Source organism: Nocardioides sp. NBC_00163, assembly GCF_045206295.1.
GTDB lineage: Bacteria > Actinomycetota > Actinomycetes > Propionibacteriales > Nocardioidaceae > Nocardioides.
Map to the genome: position 1 here is coordinate 5,700,795 of NZ_CP108155.1, position 22,164 is coordinate 5,722,958.

Sequence of the window (22,164 nt, forward strand, 5' to 3'; positions counted from 1 at the left end):
CGGTCCCGACGTCGCGCCCAAGGTGGATACAGCGAGCATCGAGAGAAGGGGCAGGAGCATGTCTTCACACACCTACCGCGTCACCGAGATCGTCGGGACCTCCGACGAAGGACTCGAGCAGGCGATCCGCAACGGCGTCGGCCGCGCGAGCAAGACGCTGCGTCACCTGGACTGGTTCGAGGTCACGCAGATCCGCGGGCACGTCGACGACGACGACATCCAGCACTTCCAGGTCGGGCTGAAGGTCGGCTTCCGGATGGAGGACGAGTGACGGCGCCGCAGCGCTGAACGGGTTACGCGGGGTCGCGTGGCAGTACGCCCGGCCCCTCACGCAGCTCGAACACGAGCTGCGTCTCGGTCTGCCGTACGACCCGGTGGACGGTCACGTGCTGCAGCACGAAGTCGCGCAGCGCCTCGGCGTCCTCGACGGCGACGTGGAGATGGAAGTCGTCCGCGCCGGCGACGTGGAAGGCCTGGATCACGCCGTGGGTCGTGGCCAGATCGTCGTAGAGCTTCTCGACGTGCTCCTTGCTGTGGCTGCCGAGCCGCACCTTGATCACGGCCTGCAGCGGGTAGCCGAGGGAGCGGACGTCGACGTCGAGGCGGCGGCCGGTGATGACGCCGTTGTCGCGCAGGGCCCGCAACCGGTAGGCGCAGGTCGACTCGGCGAGGCCGAGACGCGAGGCGAGGGCCTTGTTGGTGAGCTCGGGGTTGATGGCGAGCTCGCTCAGGATGCGGCGGTCGACGGAGTCGAGGGCGGCTACGGATGGTTGTACTTTCGCCAACGGGGCTCACCTGGATCACTGGTCGAGTTGCTCGAAGACGTCAGTATCAGGGATTCGATGGGATCTTCGGCAATCGATATGGCTTGATCTTGTGGTTCTCGCGAGCATCGGGTCATGCCGATTGCGAACCCTCACCTCGACTCGCTCGCCGTCCACGCCGGACGGGAGGACCTGGCGATGTTCGGTGTCCACGCCCTCCCGATCGACCTGTCCTCGACCAATCCGCTCCCCGACATCGAGCGCGGTGGCGCGTCGTACGAGGCCATGGCGACCGGCGGTCATCCGCTCCCGGACGGCGGGTCCGTCTACCAGCGGCTGTGGAACCCCACCGTCGCGCGGTTCGAGTCGGCGCTGGCACAGCTCGAGCAGGCCGAGACGTCGGTCGCGTACGCCTCGGGGATGGCGGCCATGACGGCAGCGATCATCGCGAGCACCTCCTTCAGCGGCAAGCGGCACGTCGTCGCGGTCCGGCCGCTCTATGGCGGCACCGACCACCTGCTCGCCTCCGGCTTGCTCGGCGTGGAGGTGACCTTCTGCGCGGAGCACGAGGTCGCCGCCTCCGTCCGCTCCGACACGGCGCTGGTCGTCCTGGAGACCCCGGCCAACCCGACGCTCGACCTCGTCGACATCGCATCGGTCGTCGCGGCCGCCGGTGACGTACCGGTGCTCGTTGACAACACCTTCGCCACCCCGATCCTGCAGAACCCGCTCACCCTGGGCGCGGCGATGTCGCTGCACAGCGCCACCAAGTACATCGGCGGCCACGGCGACGTCGTCGGCGGCGTGATCGCGTGCGACGAGGAGACCGCGGCCCGCCTGCGCCAGGTCCGCGCAGTCACCGGCGGCCTCCTGCACCCCCTGGGCGCCTACCTCCTGCACCGCGGCCTCGCCACCCTGCCCACCCGCGTACGGACCCAGCAGGCCGGCGCGGTCGAGATCGCGGAGTGGCTGCGAGCGCATCCGGCAATCGAGCGGGTCTACTTCCCCGGGGAGGACGACGATCGGGGCCTGGTCGGCAAGCAGATGCGCGGCCCCGGCGCCATGGTCACGATCGCCCTGCGCGGCGGGTACGAAGCAGCCGCCCGCCTGACCTCATCGGTCCAGCTCTTCACCCACGCCGTCTCGCTCGGCGGCGTCGACTCGCTCATCCAGCACCCCGCTGGCCTCACCCACCGCCCCGTCGCCGCCCACGCCAAGCCGTCGGCCAACTTGGTACGTCTCTCGATCGGCCTGGAGAGCCCTGCGGACCTGATTGCCGACCTCGATGCCGCGCTCTCCGGAGCGCCCGTCCCCGCTGCTCGCCGCGCCATCTCCGAGACCCACCTGGGCCGGTCACCCGAGTACGCCTGATCTGCGTCGACGCCGGTTCTGTGGGCCAAGGCGACGGGCGCTACGCCGTGCGCTTGAGTGCCGTCCGGTATGAGCCCGGCGCGGCGTCGTAGGCACGCTTGAAGGCCTTGCTGAACGCGTACTCCGAAGCGTAGCCACAGCGGGCGGCGATGGCGCGCAGTGGTTCGTCGGTCTCGCGGAGTAGCCGGGCGGCGGTGGTCATCCGCCACCACGTCAGGTAGGTCAGCGGCGGCTGCCCGATGATCGTGGTGAACCGCTTCGCGAACGCGGCGCGCGACAGCCCGGCGACGGCGGCGAGGTCCTCGACAGTCCATGGCTTCTCGGGGTGGCGGTGGACTTGCCGCAGCGCGGTGGTGATCGCGGGGTCGCGCAGGGCGGTGGCCCAGCCGGGCTGCCCGTCGGGCTGCTCGTCGAGCCAGGCGCGCAGCACGTACAGCAGCAGCATGTCGATCAGTGCGCGCACGGCGGCTTCGGTGCCAGGGCGTTGATCGGCGACCTCCTGCCCGAGCAGTTCGACGGTGGCCCGCAGCGACGGGTGCTGCCCGACCCGCGCGGGCACGTGGATCATTGCGGGCAGCTCGGCGAGCAGAGGGTGCGGCCGGTCGGGGTCGAACCAGTAGTAGGCGCACAGCAGTTCGGTGACGGGACCTGCGCCGTCGATGCGCATCCCGCCGAGCGGTTCGGAGCCGTGCGATTCTGGCTGGAAGTCGACGATGGGGCTGTCGGGGTGGTCGGCGAGCGAGTGCCCGTCGCCGTGCGGTGTGAACAGGACATCGCCTGTGCTGAGCCGGCGGGGTTCGCCGTGGTCAGAGAGCAGCCAGCAACTACCCTCGAGCACCACGTGACAACCGGCGGCCGGACCGCGGTGGAACCGGACACCCCACGGTGCGTGGCTCGACGACCGCGCGGCGGAGGGCTGCCCGGTTCGCAGGGCGATCAACACGTCGCTCAGAACGTCCATGGAAAGACTCTAGGACATCAAATGAAGACTTTGAACCATCTACAGTCTTCGCGGTCGACCATAATGTCGGCGCCATGACTTCACATGTTGTGGTCGGCGCAGGTCCGACCGGCACCGCGACCGCCCTACTACTGGCACAAACCGGCGACGACGTTCGAGTCGTCACTCGCCGCGGCACCGGTCCGTCCCATCCAAGGATCGAGCTGGTGGCGGCCGACGCCGCCACCCAGCTGTCGGCGCTGGCCAGGGGGGCCGGCACGATCATCAACTGCGCGATGCCCGCATACCACCTCTGGCCGGAGGAAGCCCCCGCGCTGTCGGCGGCCCTGCTGTCAGCGGCGGAGACCACGGGCGCGGCGTACGTCAGCCTGTCCAACGGCTACGGCTACGGCCCAGTGGACGACCCGCTGACCCCCGACCTGCCGCTGCGTCCGACGACCATCAAAGGCCAAGTCCGGGCCCAGATGTACCTGGACGGCCTCGCAGCGCACGAGGCGGGCCGCATCCGGTTCACGGAGGTACGCCCCGGCGACTACCTGGGCGTGGGTGCGCTGGCGCTGTTCAACATGATGATCGCCCCGAACGTGCTCGCGGGTCGGGAGGTCGTGTTCCCTGCGAACCTGGATGTGGCACACAGTTGGACGTACACCGGCGACGTGGGGGCAACGCTGGTCGCGGTAGCGAGGTCGGAGAAGTCGTGGGGCCGCGCGTGGCACACCCCGCAGACCTCGGACATCTCGATCCGGGAGATGGCGACCCGCTTCGCCGAGGTGGCCGGGGTCCCGATGCCCTCGATCCGCGAGACGACCCCGCAGGAACTCCACACGCAGGCGACCGCGGATCCGGTCACGGCGGAGATGCCGGAGATGCAGTACTTGTATCGCCGTCCGGCAGTCATGGACTGGTCGGAGACCGCGACTGCCTTCGATCTGAAACCCACCCCGCTGGACGATGTTCTACGCGAACTGGCACCGGCGAACTGAGCTGTGCTCACCTTTCGGCCGGCGAGACCGCCGAGGCGGGGTTCGTGCTCAGCACCCGCTGCGCCACCGCTGTGGTCGCGTCGACGCCGAGGAAGCCCACGACCCGGGTGACCCGGTCGATGTCGAGCGGGAGCAGGCCGGGGGTGCCGGGGACGTCCGGGGTGAGGCGTAGATCGAGGTCGTCGCGGCAGGTCATCATCCGCAGGTTGAAGTCGAAGCGCGCCCGGGCGTCGGGCGCGGAGAGCGCGCGGATGACGCGCGCGCCGATGCGGCGTACGCCGGTGTCGGCGGCCCACGCGTCGAGGACCGCGGTGACCATCTGACCCGAGTTGTGGTCGATGTCGGCCCAGACGCCCTCCATCGGGCCGACCTGGTCGAGGAGGGCGGCGGCGGTCTTCTCGCCGATGCCGCTCACCCCGGGCAGGTTGTCGCTAGCGTCACCGCGCAGGGCTGCGTACTCCAGATAGCGAGAGGCCGGCACGCCGTACATCGCATACAACCGGGCGGGGTTGAGCAGGGGAGAGCCGTTGATCCCGCCGTTGATCAGCCGCAGGACCTGGGTGTGCTCACTGATCAGCGCGAACGCGTCGCGGTCAGAGGTGATCACGACGCAGTTCCAGCCGTTGCGGCCCGCCCACGCCGCCCCGGAGGCGTTGACATCGTCGGCCTCGAGGCCCGGGGGAGTGAGGGTCGCGAGCCCGAGGGCGTCGAGCATGGCGCCGGCCCTGCCGAGCTGCTCGACGAGCATGGGGTCCTTCTCGGCGCGCCCGGCCTTGTAGTCGGGATAGGCGTCCCGGCGTACGGACGAGGTGCGGTCGTCGAGGCCGAAGAGCACCGCGTCCGGGGCGAAGGCGTCGATCGAGTCGAGGATCTGGCGCAGCATGCCGTGCAGCGCCCAGGCGGGCCGGCCGGCACGGTCGATCATCCGGGTGTGCGCGCGGGCGTGGTGGTTGCGATGCAGCAGCGACGGGGCGTCGACGACGAGCAGGAGGCGGCGGGGGCTCGGCGAGCTGTTCATCGACATCGCGCCCATCGTAGGCGCGGGACGTCCGATGGCTATCTCTGACGGCCTCGCGGCATGAATGTCGGCCAGGCGGCATGGTCGATGGCAAGCCAGGGCGCGGTGGCGACGCCGAGAGGCGTCGTATCCACGATCGAGCGCACTTCGCGATTGAGATGCGGTTGATCGGAGTAGCCCGCCCGGGCTGCAGCCTCCGCGGGCGGAGTGCCGTCGGCGAGGAGTCGGGCGGCGTGGTCGAAGCGTACGAGTCGGGCGGCCTGCTTGGGTGAGAGGCCGAGCTGGGTCCGAAAGCGGGACCAGAGGCGTTGGCGGGACCATCCTGTCTCCGCGGCCAGTGCGTGGATATCGGCCCGGCCCTGTCGAAGCGAGGTCTGCTGCCAGGCGTACGCGACCTCGCGGTCGACCTGCCGTCGCCCGTCCAGGCGAGCGCCGAGGAAGTCGAGCGTCAAGGCGAACCGTTCGTCCCACGAAGTGGTGCTTCGAAGGTCGGAGCTGAGTTTTCTCGCCTTCGGTCCGAGGACGTCATCGAGCTCGGCGAAGGTGCCGGTGAGGCCGGCGGTGTCGAGGATCTCGGCGGCGAGAACCGGCGAGAGGCGCACCTGAAGGCACGCGCCGGCACCAGAGCCGGTGAGGCTCACGTTGCCGGGCAGAAGCCCGATCGCGACGCTGCCACGTGTGTGCGTGCCGGCATCGCCATGCGCGGTCCAGCCGTGGTCGCTGAGGTCGAAGAGCAGGGTGACCGCCGGGTGGGCAACCATCCTGATGTCGACGGGACCGGTGCCGGAGTAGTGAAAACCCGCCATGTGGACGCCCGGGACCGGCGCGACGCCGAGCGACCCGCGGGGGATGGTGACGCCCACCTGCGACCAGTCCATGACGCAAGGCTAGGGCGGCAGGCAAGCGCGACATTCGTCCAAGACGAGATGCGGGTTTGCACGAGACCGTCATGAGCATGACTGCGTACGACACGCCCATTGCCCACGGTGTCCACCTGCTCCAGGACGGGCCGGAGACGGCACCGCCGCTGCTGCTCATCCATGGATCCGGTGCGACCGGTTCGACGTGGGGGCCGATGGTCCCTGCGCTCGCCGAGCGGTTCCGGGTGCTGCGGATCGACCTGCCGGGCTGCGGCAGCTCGAGCACGGCGGCGACGTACGCCGTGCCTGACCAGGCCGACCGTGTCGTTGCTGTGCTTGACGACCTCGGGATCACGAAGGATGTGGCAGTCGTGGGCCACTCCAGCGGCGGGTACGTCGCCACCGCCTTGGCCGAGCGACGCCCGGAACTGGTCGGGCCACTGGCGTTGATCAGCACCGGGCCGAGCATGGAGGCACTGCTTCCAGAACCCGCGCTGGTCAAGCTGCTCACCGGGGCTGCGCTCGGTGCGTTGGTGTGGCCGCTGCGTACTGACGCACTGCTCCGGAAGGGGATCGCCGCCACCGCCGCACGGCCGGTGACGATCGGCGACGCGGTCATCGATGACCTGAGGCGGACATCGTTCAAGACGTTCAGGGCGATCATGCAGGCGAACCGCGACTACCTCGTCGAACAGAGCATCCCGCAGCGGCTCCTACGGCTGGGGCGCCAGCCGCTCGTGGTCTTCGGAGACGCGGACCCGCGCTGGAACCCTGAATCGGCCCATGAGTACGACGTCTTGCCGGGTGGGCGCGTGGAGTACCTCGCCGGTGTCGGGCACATCGCGATGCTGGAAGCGCCGGACGAGACGGCCCGGTTGCTGCTCGACTTCCTCGGCTGAACCTCGGTGCCGTACGCAGCCTAGGTCGACTGCTTCGTCTGCTTCCTGCCCAGCCGCCAGCCGCCGACGGGCAGTTCGAGCGCCGACTCCGGGCCCCAGGATCCCTGCGGGTAGCTCTCCACGTCGGGCCGATGCTCGAGGACCGGCTGGCAGATCTCCCACAGCCGCTCCACCTCGCGCGCACTGGTGAACAGCGTCCGGTCGCCGTTCATGACGTCGAGGAGCAGCCGCTCGTACGCCTCCAGCGGCCCGGCGTCCGGGGTGTCCTCGGCGAGGTCGAGGCGGAAGACCCCCTCGACCAGCGCCATGCCGGGGCCGGGGCGCTTGGCCCGGACGTCGATCTCGATCCGGGCCTCGTCGCTGAGCTCGATAACCAGCTCGTTGGGCTCCGCGCGCCCAGGGTCCGCCGGCTGCAGCCACTGATGTCTCGGGTCGATGAACCGGATCGTGATCGTCCGTCGCCCGGCCGCGAGCGCCTTGCCGGTGCGGAGGTAGAACGGCACCCCGCGCCACCGGTCGTTGTCGATCCACGCCTCGATGGCGACGTACGTCTCCACGTCGGAGTCTTCGGCGACGTCGGGCTCCTCGCGATAGCCGTCGTACTGCCCGAAGACCACGCGCTCCGGATCCAGCGGCCGCACGGCCGCGAAGGCGGCGGCCTTCGCCGCGCGGATCGCGCCCTCGCGGAAGGCGTGCGGATCCTCCATCGCCACGAACCCGAGCAGCTGGCACAGGTGGGTGGTGACCATGTCGCGCAGGCAGCCGGTGCCCTCGTAGAAGCTGCCGCGCCCGGTGACGGTGAGCTTCTCCGGTACGTCGATCTGCACGGACTCGATGCTGTGCCGGTTCCAGGCGGGCTCGAAGAGGCCGTTGGCGAAGCGCAGCGCCAGCAGGTTCTGCACGGCCTCCTTCCCGATGAAGTGGTCGATCCGGAAGATCTGCACCTCCTCGAACGCCTCGCTGAGCACGGCATCGAGCTCGCGCGCCGAGGCAAGATCGGTGCCGAACGGCTTCTCCGCGACCAGCCGGCTGCGGACGTTCAGTTTCTCCCGGGCGAACATCCCGACCATCCCCTCCACGGCCTGCGGCGGCACGGAGAGATAGAGAAGGCGTTGTACGTCGCCGACCGTCTGCCCGCTCTCCAGCGCAAGCCGATCCTCGGCCTCGTGCACCGCCTGGGCCAGCGCGGTCCCGTCCTCGGCGGAGGAGGGTACGAAGCGGATCCGCTCCAGCAGCGGCCCGGCGACGCCCTCGTCGATCTCGTGGACGAACTCCTTCAGCGACTGGCGAACCTGGTCACGAAACTCGTCGTCGGTTCCGGGCGAGCGCCGCCCGCTGCCGATGATCGCGAGCTGCTCGGGAAGCCGCTTCGCGAGCGCGAGCCGATACAGCCCGGGGAACAGCTTGCGCGCGGCCAGGTCACCGGTCGCGCCGAAGAGGACGAGTACGTGCGGGGCTGGTTTGGTGGGCACATCCTTAGTCTCCGCCACCCGCGGTAATCGGTGCCAGGGACTCGCGCTACCAGGGTGCGTTCAGCTTGGAATCATGGTCGCGGTGTCGGCTGCCCAGGCTGCCGTGAGGTGGCGCAATACACCGTCCTCGGTGTTCGCATCGATGACCCCCGTGGCGTCCTCGAGGCTTTCGGGGCGGCATTGGCGGCGGTGTGGGTGTACGTGGTGCGCGCGGCGCTGAGTTCGATGTAGGTGGCCTGCGGGTGGTGCGTGTCGATCTGCGCGATGAGCGAGAACCCACCGTCGGTGGCTGCCACGGCGCCGGCGGTCAGCGTGACAGGCGCGTCCATCAATGCAAAGGCGAACTCGTCACCGCGGCGAGGCTGTAGCGTCACCCGAGAACCGCAATCGGGCAAACAGCCTCGACACTTTGGAGAGGAATTGGTGCAAGTGAAGTTGCTTGAAGCCGGCGAGGTGCAGGTAGGCAAGGTCTTCTCTGCGGAGTATGACTTCGTGATCCCCGAGTACCAACGACCGTATGCCTGGGGTAAGGACGAGACGCTTCAGCTGCTCGATGACCTCCGTGACGCCCTGACCCGAACGAGCGACGAGCCGTACTTCCTCGGGTCGATCGTGCTGGTGAAGCAGAAGGGTCTTCCTACCTCTGAGGTGATTGATGGTCAGCAGCGACTGACGACGTTGACCATCCTGTGTGCTGTGCTTCGAGACCTAACGAGCAACGCCTCGTTGCGGGCTGACATTCATAAGTTCGTTGAGGAACCTGAGGTGGTGTGGGACGACAAGGCAGCACGGGTGCGGCTGAAGCTGCGCAAGCGTGATGCGAAGTTCTTCAAGAAGCACGTGCAGACTGACGGCTCGATTGATGACTTGATGGCTCAGTCCGACCAGGCGCTGGAGACCGACTCCCAGAAGTCAATCCGTGACAATGCCATAGCCCTGTACAGAGCGCTTGCCGGGTGGTCTGCCGAGGAGCGGACGGCTCTCTTCAAGATGCTCGGAGGCCGCACATACCTCGTGGTCGTCAGCACTCCCGACCTTACGAGCGCGTACCGAATCTTCAGCGTCATGAACTCGCGTGGTCTGCCGCTGACGGCGCCAGACATCTTCAAGTCGACCGTGATCGGGGAGATCGCGGACGACGACGAGCGGGCGGCGTACGCCGAGACCTGGGAGGACCTGGAGCAGGAACTGGGCCGTGATCAGTTCGCCGAACTCTTCCTTCATCTACGCACGCTCGTGGTGAAGAAAAAGGGAGTCAAGGGCTTGCTCATCGAGTTCCCCGAGCTCGTCCTCTCGAAGTACCTGCCGACGAACGCTAAGGGCTTCATCGACGACTTCCTCACACCGTATGCTCAGGCCAACATGCGTCTGGTCAATCGTGACTTCGACAAGTCGGACCCGAAGTGGAGCTTGATCAACGGCTGGCTTCAGCGGCTTGCCCAGTTCGACAACCAGGACTGGCGGCCAGCTGCGCTATGGGCGCTGAAGAACCACGCTGACGACCCGGTGTTCCTGGACGCCTTTCTACGGAAACTCGAGCGCCTGGCTGCCAGCCTCTTCGTTCGTCGCATCTACACAACTCCACGGGTGGCTCGCTACAACGAGCTTCTCGAGCAACTCGATGACGGCCACGGGCTCGATGCAGACAGATTCGAACTTTCGCCCGAGGAGCGCGCTGCAACGACACAACACCTCGGCGGCGACATCTACCTCGTCAGTAAGATCACCAAGTTCATCCTCCTGCGCACGGACGAGATCTTGGCGAGAACTTCGGGCGTTGTCTATGAGCACGACAAGATCACCATCGAGCACGTGCTCCCACAGACTCCGAGCAGCGACAGCGAGTGGCGGCAGAACTTTACCGACGAAGAACGAGTCGCGTGGACCCACAAGTTGGGCAATCTCGTGCTCCTCAACAGGGCAAAGAACGCCACCGCCAACAACTTCGACTTCGCCTACAAGAAGAGTCAGTACTTCACTAGCACGAATGGCGTGGCGAACTTCGCGCTGACTACCCAGGTCATCGGGAAGCAGGCATGGACGCCGAAGGTCATTCAGGCACGCCAGGAGGCGCTTCTTGGACTCTTGATCGATGAGTGGTCGTTGGCGACGTGATGTGCTGGGCCGCGCGATGTTACTCATCGGATCGGCTTGAATATTCGATTCACGGGTTTGTCCGGCACTCCAGGCGACACGCACGGGACACCTCGACGCCTCCGACGACGCGTTGATTGGACTGGGCCGAAGTCTTGAGGAAGCCACCCCCAGCTTGGCTTACAGGCATGAGGGCGGCAGGTCTCATCCGCGAGCACGAGGCCAGACTGGCCGTACCCAAATTGGTGTAGCCGGTTCTCCTCTCGAGCCTGATCCCGCGAATCGTAAAGATCCTGCTTCTGCCGTACGAACGTCGGCTCAGAGTGGTGATCGGGAGTAGGACAGTGCCTCAGGACGACGAGATCAAAGCGGCTCTCAAGGCATGGCGTGACGGGCTCGTTGGCTTGACGCGCCAGAGTGCGCTCATCAAGTTCCGCGCGCCCAAGACGTCGTCGCTGCTCATTGACTCCCCGGACGCTGACGACGTCCTGGCCCTCCTGATGTCTAGCAAGTCGCAGGCTTTCCGCGGCGATGTGGATCTTGATGACTCGAACGGGCCGCGCCAGCTCCCGTCGGGGGTGTTTTTTCATTCGCCAAGGCCCGACGGCGAGGTAGGCCCTGTGGTCAGGAACCTGATGCGGAGAGCGGCTGCAGAGTTCCTCGATCGAGGTCTAACGGTGCTTTATGTCGCGTTCGGCATGCTGGATTGGCGCGACGTTGATGAGACAGCGATGGTCTCCCCTGTCTTGCTAGTGCCGGTGCAGCTGCTGCCCGAGGGGCCCAAGGGGACGCCGCGCATCACTGTTGGTGAGGACGACCCGGTGATCAATCCTGCGCTCGCGTTGCGGCTGAGGGAGTTCGGGATCGAGCTTCCGACTGCACAGGACATCGAGGGGCTCACGGTCTCCGAGACCCTAGCCGAGGTACGCGCTGCGCTGACCACCAGCAAGACGTTCGTCGGTTGGACGCTTCGTGACGCTGTCTACTTGGCTACCTTCTCCTTCGCCAAAGAGGCGATGTTCAAGGATCTGGCCGACAACGAAGCCACCATTCTTGACCACCCTGTGGTGCGAGCATTGGCGACATCGGACCCGATGCAGCAGTCGAGGGAGTTCCAGTTCGATCCGATCGATCCTGAGGACATCGACAGGCTCGCCCCGCCAGAAGCGACGCCATTGGTCCTGGACGCCGATTCGTCTCAGCGGACCGCGGTTGCCGCGGCCTTGGCAGGCAAGACCTTCGTCATGGACGGCCCTCCAGGAACTGGTAAGTCTCAGACGATCGCCAACATGATCGGTGCGCTTCTCCACGCCGGCAAGACCGTGCTGTTCGTCTCAGAGAAGATCGCGGCACTCGATGTCGTACGCAACCGTCTGGCCGCCGCCGGGCTCGGGTCTTACCTGATGGAACTTCACTCTCACAAGGCCAGTCGAAAAGAGGTCGCGACCGAGCTCTTGAAGACGCTCGACAATGTCGCCAGGCCACCCGTGGAGATGCCGACGCTTGCCCGCCAGTCCCTCAAGGACCGCCGGGAGTCGCTCAATGACTACGCGGCGGCGATGAACGAGATCCGCGAACCACTGAACAAGTCGCTGCACCATGTGCTGGGGGACTACGCGAACCTCGTGGGCACACCGACCGCGCCGGTCCCAGAGGTCGCGCCGACCGATCTCAGCGAAGGCGACTACCTCGGCATTCAGGAGACTCTGGCAAAGCTCGTACGTGCGTGGCGCCCGGCTGCGCAGGGTAACTCGTTCCTGTGGCGCGACGTCGTCGACGAGCAGTCGCTGGAGGTACGCCTCTACCAGGCTGAATCCGCGCTCGAGGAACTGCGAGGTACGGTCGCGCTGAACGCTGACCTGGTCGAGGTATTCGAGCTGACTAGGCCCTCCGACACCCCTCAGCTCATCGAGCTGATTGAGCACCAGCATCGCCCACACCCAGATCGTGTCTTGGAACGTTGGCTTACGGCTGATTCGATCGAGTCATTGGTCTCTGCGCGCGCAGGCATCGGCCAGCAGATAGCTCAGTTGAGGGACGCTGAGGGCGCAGTGCTACAAGCGTGCTCGCGACCGTGGACCGCCTTTCCCGAACCGGGGTCGCTACCATCATCCCCGCCGCCAGTCGCGGTCTCACCACTCGCAGTCGATCTGCAAACGTCATCGGCAGCTGACCTGTCCGCCACCGCGGACCGATTCGAGGCTGACGCCCGGATGCTCGGGCAGTGGGTTGGCTCGCTCTCGTCCTTGGCAGGCAACCTTGGGCTCCCCCCGGTGGACACCTTCTCTGACATCGAACGCATTACTCGACTGATCGACCTGCGCTCCCAGAACACCCGCCCGGACCGCCGATGGTTCACACCCACCGGGTTGGTAGATGCACGTGCCCTGGCAGCTCAGATGCGCGAGCATGTCGTTGCATTGGCCGCTGCTGAGACGAAAGCAGCCTCGGTCTTCACCCCAGCGGCTCTTCACGCTCCGCTGGCCGATCTGCAGGATCGGTTCGCCAACCTCCACAAGGGTTTGAAGAAACTCTCAGGCAACTACCGCATGGACAAACGAGCCGTAGCGGGACTGCTCACCGATGCAGCCGACGTCAAGATCGGTATCACGCATCTCGCCGACGCCGTCGAGTGGGGCGATTCCAACCAGGCCTTCCAAAGGCTTGCCGCAGCTCGAGGCGAAGCGCTGGGTGCACACTGGGCAGGGCGGGACACAGACTTCGTTTCCCTCGACCTCGCTTTCAGGATCGTGGAAGAAGTCCTCACCCTCACTGCTGGCGAGGTGCCCGCAGCGTTGGTGACCTACCTGACAGGGACTGAATCCAACGACGCGTTTCAGACCGTCGCAGATGCTGCGCGTGCCGATATCGATAGGTGGAAACGCGAACTTCGACCGGCGCCGGCGCTGTCAGGTCGGCTCGAATTGGTGCTCGGATCCATCGGCCATGCCATCGATTGGCTCACTGCCCATGTCCAGCCAGCCCGGCGCGGAGCAGCCCGCATCAACGCCGTCGCGCGCATTACTGGTGGCATACACACGCTGGCCGAAATCAACGACCTGGTCGAACTCGTCGCCAACGCCAAACGTGGCACCGAAGAGATCGTCGCCGCCGAAGCGACCTATCGAGCGGCGCTCGGGGACGTCTTCAAATTCGGGGAAACCGACCTTGACCTGCTCGACGAAGCAATCGGATGGGCAATCGGCCTTCGCTCGATCGCAAAGGGACCGCTCACAACCAGCCAGGTAAAGGCGCTGGAGGACTCCAATCTTGTCGAGGCGACGTGGCCCGCCTACGACAGATGGATGCAGGCAAGCAGCAGGATCATCAGCGCCTTCGCTCCCCAGCGTCACCGTGAACTCGCCGCGGAACTTGACGACTACAGCGGTGCGTTGGAACTGACAGCCGACCTCCGAGGCGACACTGTTGGTCAGCAGGAGTGGTTCGACTACCAACACGCGTACGCCGACCTCGCCGCACGCGGACTCGACACCGCCGTCGACTTCTGCATTCAGCAGCGACTGACCGAGCGCGAGGTTCCGAACGTCGTCAACCGAGCTCTGCTGCGGGGCTGGTTGGACGCGATGATCCAAGCCGACGCGCGACTCCGGCCGTTACTCGCGGGGGACCGCGATTCGCTCGTCGAGGAGTACCGAACCCTCGACCGCGACCTCCTCAAGACGGCGACCGCTGACATCGTTCTTGCTACCAACGCCCGTCGCCCGGTCAACACGACCATGGGCGAACCCGGCGTGATCCGTCGCGAAGGCAGCAAGCAGAGGAAGCACAAGCCAGTTCGTGACCTGATGTCGCTGACTCGCACCGTCACCCCCAGCATCAAGCCGGTCTTCATGATGTCGCCTTTGGCAGTCTCGCAGTACCTGCCGTCCGATATGACGTTCGACGTCGTCATCTTTGACGAGGCATCACAGGTGACGCCGGGGGACGCCATCAACTGCATCTACCGTGGCAAAGCCCTCATCCTGGCTGGCGACGACAAGCAGCTTCCTCCTACCTCGTTCTTTGAGCGCATGGCCGATGACGAAGACGAGGAGACCGACGTCAAGGACTTCCAGTCAGTATTGGAGTTGGCGAAGGCGTCAGGAGCGTTCAACAACCTTGGTCTGCGATGGCACTACCGATCCCGACACGAGGACCTGATCGCGTACTCGAACTACAAATTCTACGAGGGCAAGCTCGTCACATTCCCTTCCGCGCACGCTGAAGGCGACGACGTGGGCGTCGAGTTCTTCCATGCCCACGGCACCTACCGCCGTGGGGGAGGTGCCTACAACCCGATCGAGGCGGCAAAGGTCGCCGAAAGGGTCATCGAACATTTCGCCAACCGTCCAACCCTGACGCTCGGGGTGGTGACGTTCTCCGTCGCCCAGGCTGATGCAGTGCAGAACGCCATCGATGAAGCCAGAGTCGACAGGCGCGACCTCGACCGATTCTTCGACACCGAGGACCGCCTCGACGGCTTCTTCATCCGTGCGTTGGAGCAAGTTCAAGGCGACGAGCGCGATGTCATCATCTTCTCCGTCGGATACGGCCCGGACGAAGCAGGCAAGGTGTCAACCGGGTTCGGCGCACTCAACAAGGAGAAGGGATGGCGGCGCCTCAACGTCGGCATTACCCGTGCTCGGCAGCGGGTCGAGGTCGTTGCATCCATGCACGCTGGACAGATCCCGCCTTCGACCAACGAGAACGTCGAGTACTTCCGCGGCTACCTCGACTATGCCGAGAAGGGCCCACAAACGCTCGCCGTCCCTTACTCGTCGACCGGACTCGATCCCGACTCGCCGTTCGAAGAGTCGGTCATCGCAACTCTCCAGGGGTGGGGCTATGTCGTCGAACCACAGGTCGGAGCCGCTGGCTTCCGCATCGACATCGGCGTCCGCCACCCCGCTTACGCTGGCATGTTCGCAATCGGCATCGAATGTGATGGCTACCAGTATCACTCCGCTCCAGCCGCTCGCGACCGCGACCGGCTCCGTGATCAGATCCTCGTCGGCCTCGGCTGGCGACTCCACCGCATCTGGGGTACCGCCTGGTACCGCGACCGCGCGATCGAGGAGACCCGACTACGGGCTGCAATCGAGGAAGCGATCGCTGCACCCCTCGAGAGCCGAACGAAGCGGGTGCCGCCCGTCGAACGACCGGTCGTTGAGACCGAACAGGCAGACATCGCAGCTCTACCGACCTGGACAAGCTCGTACACGGTGGCCCCGGCCCGGGGTCTGCCTCGATGGGTAGACCCCGGCGAAGCAGGCAACCATCTTCACATGGTCGAAGCCATCGAAGCCCTCGTCGCGCACGAGACGCCGGTTCATCTCGACGTGGCGTACGAACGTCTCCGGGCCTGGTGGAATGTCGGCCGCATCGGCGTGAACATCCGCGCGAACATCGACATGGCAATCAAACGGGCGCAGGTTGTCCGCGACGGCGCATTCCTCTTGGCGCCAGCGGCTGACGTGACTCTGGTGAGAACCCCGGGCGACGGCGTTGCCCGCAAGGTTGAACAGGTTCATCTCGATGAACTTGCTATGGCGGCAGTCTTGACTATTCGCGACGTGGGCGCCGTGACTCGGTCCGAAGCGGTGCAGGGCATCGCTCGAGTCTTCGGGTGGACGAGGACGGGCGCTATCGTCGAGCGACGCATCAACGAGGCCATCAATCGGCTCATCGCGACCGACGACGTCCTCCGTTCTGATGACGACACCCTCACCCTCGCGAAGCCCGCGGCTGGATCACGGTGACGTGAAGCTACGACCCTAAGGGCAAAGGCCTGTTGGGCGTGGTCGGCGATCCAGTGTGGTGGCCTCTGCTGACCCCGCAGGCACCTAGCGCGGTTGGCGGGCGCCGGTTCTAGGATGCCCAACGTGACAGACGACGACATGCTCTTTCGGTTCGGCGACGAGCCTGAGGAGCAGCCGGCCGCGGTTCAGCCTGCGGCCGCCTGGCAGATCGAGCAATTGCGAACTGCGTTGGACAATCTGGGCGTGACGGAGATGTCCGAACGGCAGATGGTCGTTGAGGAGATCATTGGTCATTCGATCACTGCCCTGAAAGACCTGACGTACGACAAGGTCCGCCCGCTTCTCGAGGGGCTGCACGCCCGGAAGGCCGCTTCGCCCTCCTCGTCGAGTTCAGCTTGGGACGAACGTGACGAGGACACCTGGATCGACCGTCTCTGATCACACGACCACGGACTGGTGTACTCGCCTCCCCAATGTGGGGTACGGACTTGAAAGCAGGGGTCCGAGGGGACACGGGTATCGTTACGTTTCGCGGCATGCCCCTGGACGTCAAAGAGCAGCACATCGCCCCTCAAGGCGCTCTTCAGAAACTTCCGGCAAGGGATGCTCCACCTTCAGGATGACATCCTCCAGGACAAAGGTCCCCTGACCAGGTTCCCGCGGATCTGGATTGTCGCTCTGTCGAAGGCCGACCTGTTCCCGGAATGGAACGTGCATGATTTCCACGACCTTGTTATGGAGAAGGCAGGTGAAGATCTCGCGATGTTTCTCGAGACGCTCAAGCCGATGGTGTCAGCACCCGAAGCGCTCTCCGTCGGTGAGGACTTCATGCTGCTCTCGTCGGCCAAGTTTGAACTCTCGTCGGCAGGGCCTGAGCCCGTCGACATCGATGTGCGGAGTCAGGTCGGCCTCGACCTGATCCTGCCCGTCGCCTTCATGCTCCCCCTGGAGCGGATTGCTCAGTGGATGGAGCAGACACAGATCCCAATGACAGTGCTCCGCGCTTTCGCGACAGGTGCTGGCGGTTTCGCGAACCTGCTTACAGACAACAGGCAGTTGGTTGAGTTACTGCTGTCAATGATCCCCAGGGTCGGATCTCTCGCTGCTAGGGCAGCGGTTCCCGCGATCATCGATGCTGCCCTGCTCGTCAATGACCGCCTCAAGGAGATGAATGCCCAGGCTCGGGAAGCCCAGAACCATCTGGCGGCCACACTCACGCAGTTCAAGATTGACCTGGAGCGGGGCAGAGCCGACGGCTTGCTGCGGAGAAGAACGTGAGCGCGACGCCGGACTTGACGGAGCGTTTGATCTGGGCGACCCGTGGGCGTAGTTGGGGCTTTCGGTTCCTACTTCGGGGTGGGATGTCCGATCCGCTCCTGGAGTATGAACGGATCTTCAGGGAGCTTGCGGATGGTCCCCTGACCTACGGGCGGGCCGGACGGAAGGTTGCCCTGCGATTCCCGGATCCAGGTGGTCGGCGCGACACGGCTGGGCGTGTCATCCCACACGAGTTCGTAGTGTCGGGTGACTTGGCACATCACCTCGAGTCGGCGGAGGACGGACGTGACCAAGTCTGGCCCCTCGTCGAGGTGGTTTATGCCCGCGTATGGAGCGCCACTACACCGCCCGCAGATGCGGACGTCCTAAGCGCGTTCGGATCGGCCAGCGCAGGCGCAAGATCCGACGAGTCTAAGTAACGGCTTGACGCTTGGCGATGGATGCCGACGTTTGCCGTCAGATCAGGTTCAGTGCAGGCATCCGACTCGCCAGGAGTCGACGTTCAAGCGCGTTTGCTTCCTCGCGCGTCTCGCACTCGAGCCAGCTGATCTCGGCGGTCGCGAACCATTCGCTGACGACAGCGATCTGTTCAGGCGTCATCACCGTCGGTCGGCTGCGGGCGTGCTTACGGGTGACTCCGAGCGTCTTGACTGCGACCGAGGCTCGAAGGGTGCTGCGGCTCAGGTCCAAGGACGAGCTGAGATGCGTACCGAGTCGGGCACGCAGGTTCCTGGCCTTTCCTAGGTAGACGCACTCGCCGTCCTGGAACCAGGCGTACACGCCTGGAGAGCGCGGGATCTCGCTGCTGGACAAGCTTGCGGTGGCGAGACGCGTGGCGGAGAACAGCGCTGCCCATTCTGAGCTCGTGCTCATGGGACCAAGTCGGCCGCAAGCCTCTTGCCAGGTGACCAGTCCTGGCTCCTCAGAGTCTCGTCCGCAGTGACCATGACGAACTTGAGGCGTCGGGCGAGGTCGCCTTGGAGAGCCATGATCCCGTTGAAGAAGGTGCCGGCTCGTCGTCGAGTCGGCGCGTACTCGGCGAGCTTGGACAGAAGGAGCGTCTCGAAGGCCGCCGACTCGACCCAGTCGACCGAGGTGCGGAAACCGAGGAGTGCGCGTACGCCGGTCTTCTCGACGAACGAGCTTGCCTGCTTCTCGTTGAACAACGTGAGGCACGAGCCGAGGTGGATGTAGCAGCCAGCGGCACTCTCACCGAGGACCTCGGCGAGGTCGTCGAGACTGGTGTGGTTGCGGCTCGACCAGGCCAGCCATCCCTTGTCGCCGTGAGCAGCCAGGTAGAGCACGAGATAGTCGTTGTACCGGGCTTGACCCCACAGGTTGAGGTAGTGCTCGACCTCACCGGTGGTGGCGACCTTCCGATGGATAGCCTTGATCGCGCCGAGTCGTTCCAGGAGTTCCAGCACGGGCAGGACTGAGGTGCGCTTGCGAAGGTCCGCATCCCACTCGCCTTCCAGGCAGAAGACACCGTTCGTCGCCATCGTTCCTCCTTCGAGGAGTCAGTTGCGGGTGGAGTTGCTCCCCGTTCGGGTCGACTCTAAGGACCTGCGCGGGTACCCGGAAGTGATCCGATGTTCCTACCAGCCGTTGTGCCCAACATCGGGTAATGCGGCGAGCAATCGGCCAACGGACCCAGGAGGCGACCAGGCAGGGACGTCGATGCCAAAGCAGTTGTTCCGGAAACCGGACGAACGTGCTGAACTCCGTCGCGACCTGCCTCGCGTCCGCCCTAGGGCACCACATCCGTCGCTGGGAGCTTCGGAGGGTGCTTTCCCGAACCTTGGGTACATCGAACGCACCTCCGGACACCAACGTGCTGATTACTTACGGTCGGGTGAGTGAAGAACCTGGCAGAAGTGGTGGGAGCACGGGCCGAGGCGGACCCTACGCTGGCGGATGACGTAACGCTCGTGGTCTGGGCCGCGCTCGAGGGTGAGACGGCGCTCGCGTCGTTGGACTCGTACGAGGCGCCGACCGTGGAGACGCCCGAGATCGACCTTGAACCTGTTGAGCCCGCTGGGGCGTTCTTGCGGCGGATCAGCGTGCAGGGGTTTCGGGGGATCGGTGCGGAGACTTCGTTGGAGCTCAAACCTGGACCGGGGTTGACCGTGGTCGCCGGGCGAAACGGGTCGGGCAAGTCCAGCTTGGCCGAGGCCCTGGAGCTGGCGGTCACGGGGCAGACGTACCGGTTCGAAAAGAAGAGCGTGCAATGGAAAGACGTGTGGCGCAACCTGCACGCCGGAGACCTCACCCGGATCTCCGTCGACCTTGCGGAGGAGGGGGAGCACTCCACTCGGATTGAGCTCGGCTGGGAGCCGGACGCCGATCTGACCGACGTGCAGGCGACGGTGCAGCGCCACGGCAAGCCTCGTCAGGACGGCCTGGAGGCGCTCGGGTGGACCGGGCCGGCACAGACGTTTCGTCCCGTGCTCACCTACGACGAGCTCGGCTCGTTGCTCACCTCGGAGCGGAGCAAGCTCTATGACGCACTGGCCACCGTGCTGGGAACCGAGGAACTGACCGACGCCATCAAGCGCCTTGAGACTTACCACAAGAGCGTCGCGACGCCGGTGAATCGGGCAAAGGCAATGAAGACGGAGGTGCTTGAGCTCATCGGCGAATCTGACGATGAGCGCGCCGAGCAGGCGCTGAAGCTGGTCAAGTCGGCGAAGCCCGACATCCACGCGCTCCGTGCTCTCGCCACAGGCGTCGGCAGCGACGACGCCTCGGAACTTTCCGCGCCGCTCCCAGCGATCCTCGGCCTGAGCCTGCCGGGTGAACAGATCATCGGCCAGGTACGGGACGACCTGGATGCAGCGGTGGCGGCGCTTGCTGTGGCTGGGGACCAGGCGCTGGAGCCGTTGGAACGTCGAGTCGACGTGGCCGCGGCCGCGCTGTCCATCCACAGTCACGATGGTGATCAGGTATGCCCAGTCTGCGGCGACGGCATGCTTGACGCTGCTCGGGTCGAGGAACTACGCGCGGAGACAGACCGTGCTCGAACTGCGCTCTCCGGGCTTCGCGCCGCCCGCGAGGATCTCTCCACCGCCGCGGCCGCCGCTCGGTCGCTGGTTGCTGCCCCGCCGGCCATGCTCGCAGAGGACCTGCCAGGTGACCTGGACCAGCAGCGCCGACGTACCCTCGCAGCTTGGAGGTCTTGGGCGGCAGCGCCGGCTGAGCCGACCGCGCTGGCAGGCCATCTCGACCTCACATTCGCAGGTGTGGCGGAGGAGCTGACAAACCTGCAGAAGGCGGTTGCGCCGGTGTTGGCCGAGCGTGACGACGCATGGTCCCGTCTTGCGACCCGGGTTGCGGCGTACGCGGATGAAGCCGAGGCGGCTGAGCAGGCCAAGCCTCGCGTAGACGTTGCCAAGAAGGCCTTGAGGTGGCTCAAGGACAACGACACGTCGATCAAGAACGAGTTGCTCGCGCCGATCGCCGAGCGGGCCAAGGAGATCTGGGCGGACCTGCGCCAGGAGAGCAACGTCGAGATCTCCGACTTGGAGCTGAAGGGTGCCAACACGCACCGCCGCGTCGAGATCACCTCGGCCGTAGACGGCGCGGACGCAGGCGGCATGGCCGTCCTCAGCCAAGGCGAGCTGCACGCGCTTGCTCTTGCGCTCTTCCTTCCGCGCGCGAGTCTGCCGGACAGCCCGTTCCGGTTTGTCGTGCTCGATGACCCTGTTCAGGCGATGGATCCGGCGAAGGTCGATGGTCTGCTGAAGGCCCTCACCGAGCTCGCCCAGACCCGGCAGGTAGTGGTCTTCTCTCACGATGACCGCCTTGCAGCCGCCGTACGCAGGGCAGGATTCGACGCTACCTTGATCCAGGTGTCACGTGGAGCCGAGTCCGTTGTGACCATCCACTCGGCGCTCGACCCCGCGAAGCGTTACCTCGACGACGCTGAGGCGATGGCCAAGGACGGGAAGTTGCCGGATGCGACCAAGCGCCGATTGCTGCCCGGCATGCTTCGAATGGCTGTCGAAGCCGCCGCTCACGACCGCTACTTCGCCATGGCACTGGGGAACGGTGCGACCCTCACCGACGTCGAGAATTGCTGGTCAGACGCCAAGAAGACCTCACAGAAGGTGGGCCTCGCCCTTCACGGCGCCTCAGGCAAGGACCTAAGCCCCTGGCTTGCCCGCGGGTATCGGAGTGTCGGCCTCGGCATCACGTCGTCCGGGTTCCACAAAGGTCTGACCAACAAGAACCCGGTTGATGCCTGGAAGGACGTGCGCGACTTGGTCGACGATATCCGTGCGGGCGCGAAGTGACCGCGATGGCCCTTCTGGGCCAAGCCGCGGCCGTCTTCGACGGTAAGGTCGTCATCGGATCAGAGGCTATCCGTGGTGCCTGTTGGCTCGCCCGCGGAGCGCTCGAGGACGGCGTTCACAACCTGCTGAGTGCGTACGGTCACGATGTGGGTTCCGCCACGATGCGAACCAAGCTCGGTTGCCTGGAGTCGGCCCTCGCAGACCACGACCCAGACCTCGCCCGCACGGCCCGATACGCCTGGCTAGGGCTCTCCGAGCTGTGCCATCACCATGCGTACGAGCTCACGCCGACCGTCGGACAGGCACGCCATCTGCTGGAGATGGTCACTCGGGTGTGTCTGGCCACGCCGCCCGGATAGACCGACCAAGCTGGTTCACGTCCTTGAAGTACGCGTCGTGACGTGGCGCCCGAG

At 65.6% G+C, this 22,164-nt stretch carries 17 protein-coding genes; 10 read left to right on the plus strand and 7 right to left on the minus strand.

Annotation, left to right across the window (positions count from 1 at the left end):
• Positions 1 to 58: 58 nt before the first annotated feature.
• Positions 59 to 271, plus strand: coding sequence for a dodecin (locus OG801_RS27270; protein ID WP_350657846.1), 213 nt, complete (start codon positions 59 to 61; stop codon positions 269 to 271).
• 22 nt (positions 272 to 293) lie between these two features.
• Here OG801_RS27270 and OG801_RS27275 read toward each other — a convergent pair whose 3' ends face one another.
• A complete protein-coding gene (locus tag OG801_RS27275) occupies positions 294 to 785 on the minus strand; it encodes an Lrp/AsnC family transcriptional regulator (RefSeq protein WP_355017071.1) in 492 nt (163 codons plus the stop codon).
• A 114-nt stretch (positions 786 to 899) separates the two neighbouring features.
• Between OG801_RS27275 and OG801_RS27280 the strand changes: the two genes are divergently transcribed.
• Positions 900 to 2,135, plus strand: coding sequence for a trans-sulfuration enzyme family protein (locus OG801_RS27280; RefSeq protein WP_406032185.1), 1,236 nt, complete (start codon positions 900 to 902; stop codon positions 2,133 to 2,135).
• 40 nt (positions 2,136 to 2,175) lie between these two features.
• Here OG801_RS27280 and OG801_RS27285 read toward each other — a convergent pair whose 3' ends face one another.
• Positions 2,176 to 3,096: an AraC family transcriptional regulator gene (locus OG801_RS27285; protein ID WP_406032187.1), complete on the minus strand. Its 921-nt coding sequence runs from the start codon at positions 3,094 to 3,096 to the stop codon at positions 2,176 to 2,178.
• 74 nt (positions 3,097 to 3,170) lie between these two features.
• Here OG801_RS27285 and OG801_RS27290 point away from each other — a divergent pair, with 74 nt between their 5' ends.
• The gene (locus OG801_RS27290; protein ID WP_406032189.1) at positions 3,171 to 4,079 is read left to right on the plus strand and encodes an NAD-dependent epimerase/dehydratase family protein; all 909 of its coding nucleotides are present in this window, start codon (positions 3,171 to 3,173) and stop codon (positions 4,077 to 4,079) included.
• A gap of 7 nt (positions 4,080 to 4,086) precedes the next feature.
• Here the strand turns inward: OG801_RS27290 and OG801_RS27295 are convergent, their stop codons facing one another.
• Together OG801_RS27295 and OG801_RS27300 are read right to left on the minus strand one after the other, a co-directional pair.
• Positions 4,087 to 5,103: a 5'-3' exonuclease H3TH domain-containing protein gene (locus OG801_RS27295; RefSeq protein WP_406032191.1), complete on the minus strand. Its 1,017-nt coding sequence runs from the start codon at positions 5,101 to 5,103 to the stop codon at positions 4,087 to 4,089.
• A gap of 32 nt (positions 5,104 to 5,135) precedes the next feature.
• Positions 5,136 to 5,975: a helix-turn-helix domain-containing protein gene (locus tag OG801_RS27300; protein ID WP_406032193.1), complete on the minus strand. Its 840-nt coding sequence runs from the start codon at positions 5,973 to 5,975 to the stop codon at positions 5,136 to 5,138.
• A 77-nt stretch (positions 5,976 to 6,052) separates the two neighbouring features.
• Here OG801_RS27300 and OG801_RS27305 point away from each other — a divergent pair, with 77 nt between their 5' ends.
• Positions 6,053 to 6,856, plus strand: a complete 804-nt coding sequence (locus OG801_RS27305; protein WP_406032194.1) for an alpha/beta fold hydrolase — start codon at positions 6,053 to 6,055, stop codon at positions 6,854 to 6,856.
• Positions 6,857 to 6,876: 20 nt separating this feature from the next.
• On the opposite strand, the gene zwf is transcribed toward OG801_RS27305, so the two are convergent.
• Positions 6,877 to 8,328: a glucose-6-phosphate dehydrogenase gene (gene zwf / locus OG801_RS27310; protein ID WP_406032195.1), complete on the minus strand. Its 1,452-nt coding sequence runs from the start codon at positions 8,326 to 8,328 to the stop codon at positions 6,877 to 6,879.
• 429 nt (positions 8,329 to 8,757) lie between these two features.
• Here zwf and OG801_RS27315 point away from each other — a divergent pair, with 429 nt between their 5' ends.
• From OG801_RS27315 to OG801_RS27330, 4 genes are all read left to right on the plus strand, one after another.
• The gene (locus tag OG801_RS27315) at positions 8,758 to 10,443 is read left to right on the plus strand and encodes a DUF262 domain-containing protein (protein ID WP_406032196.1); all 1,686 of its coding nucleotides are present in this window, start codon (positions 8,758 to 8,760) and stop codon (positions 10,441 to 10,443) included.
• 323 nt (positions 10,444 to 10,766) lie between these two features.
• A complete protein-coding gene (locus tag OG801_RS27320; RefSeq protein WP_406032198.1) occupies positions 10,767 to 16,181 on the plus strand; it encodes an AAA domain-containing protein in 5,415 nt (1,804 codons plus the stop codon).
• Between the two features lie 123 nt (positions 16,182 to 16,304).
• Positions 16,305 to 16,619 carry a hypothetical protein gene (locus OG801_RS27325; protein WP_406032200.1) on the plus strand — a complete coding sequence of 105 codons (315 nt, stop codon included), beginning with the start codon at positions 16,305 to 16,307 and terminating at the stop codon, positions 16,617 to 16,619.
• A 165-nt stretch (positions 16,620 to 16,784) separates the two neighbouring features.
• On the plus strand, positions 16,785 to 17,459 hold the full coding sequence (locus OG801_RS27330) for a hypothetical protein (protein WP_406032202.1): 675 nt from the start codon (positions 16,785 to 16,787) through the stop codon (positions 17,457 to 17,459).
• Positions 17,460 to 17,915: 456 nt separating this feature from the next.
• Here the strand turns inward: OG801_RS27330 and OG801_RS27335 are convergent, their stop codons facing one another.
• Positions 17,916 to 18,332 (minus strand): GIY-YIG nuclease family protein, encoded by a 417-nt coding sequence (locus tag OG801_RS27335; RefSeq protein ID WP_406032204.1) that lies wholly within the window; start codon positions 18,330 to 18,332, stop codon positions 17,916 to 17,918.
• Entirely contained in the window at positions 18,329 to 18,958 is a 630-nt protein-coding gene (locus OG801_RS27340) for a DUF6642 family protein (RefSeq protein WP_406032206.1), read from the minus strand. Before OG801_RS27340 ends, OG801_RS27335 begins: the two co-directional genes overlap by 4 nt.
• 357 nt (positions 18,959 to 19,315) lie before the next feature.
• On the opposite strand from OG801_RS27340, the gene OG801_RS27345 reads away from it, so the two are divergent.
• Both OG801_RS27345 and OG801_RS27350 read left to right on the plus strand, forming a co-directional pair.
• Positions 19,316 to 21,751 (plus strand): AAA family ATPase, encoded by a 2,436-nt coding sequence (locus tag OG801_RS27345; RefSeq protein WP_406032208.1) that lies wholly within the window; start codon positions 19,316 to 19,318, stop codon positions 21,749 to 21,751.
• Between the two features lie 5 nt (positions 21,752 to 21,756).
• On the plus strand, positions 21,757 to 22,110 hold the full coding sequence (locus OG801_RS27350; protein ID WP_406032210.1) for a hypothetical protein: 354 nt from the start codon (positions 21,757 to 21,759) through the stop codon (positions 22,108 to 22,110).
• The last annotated feature ends 54 nt before the right edge of the window (positions 22,111 to 22,164 follow it).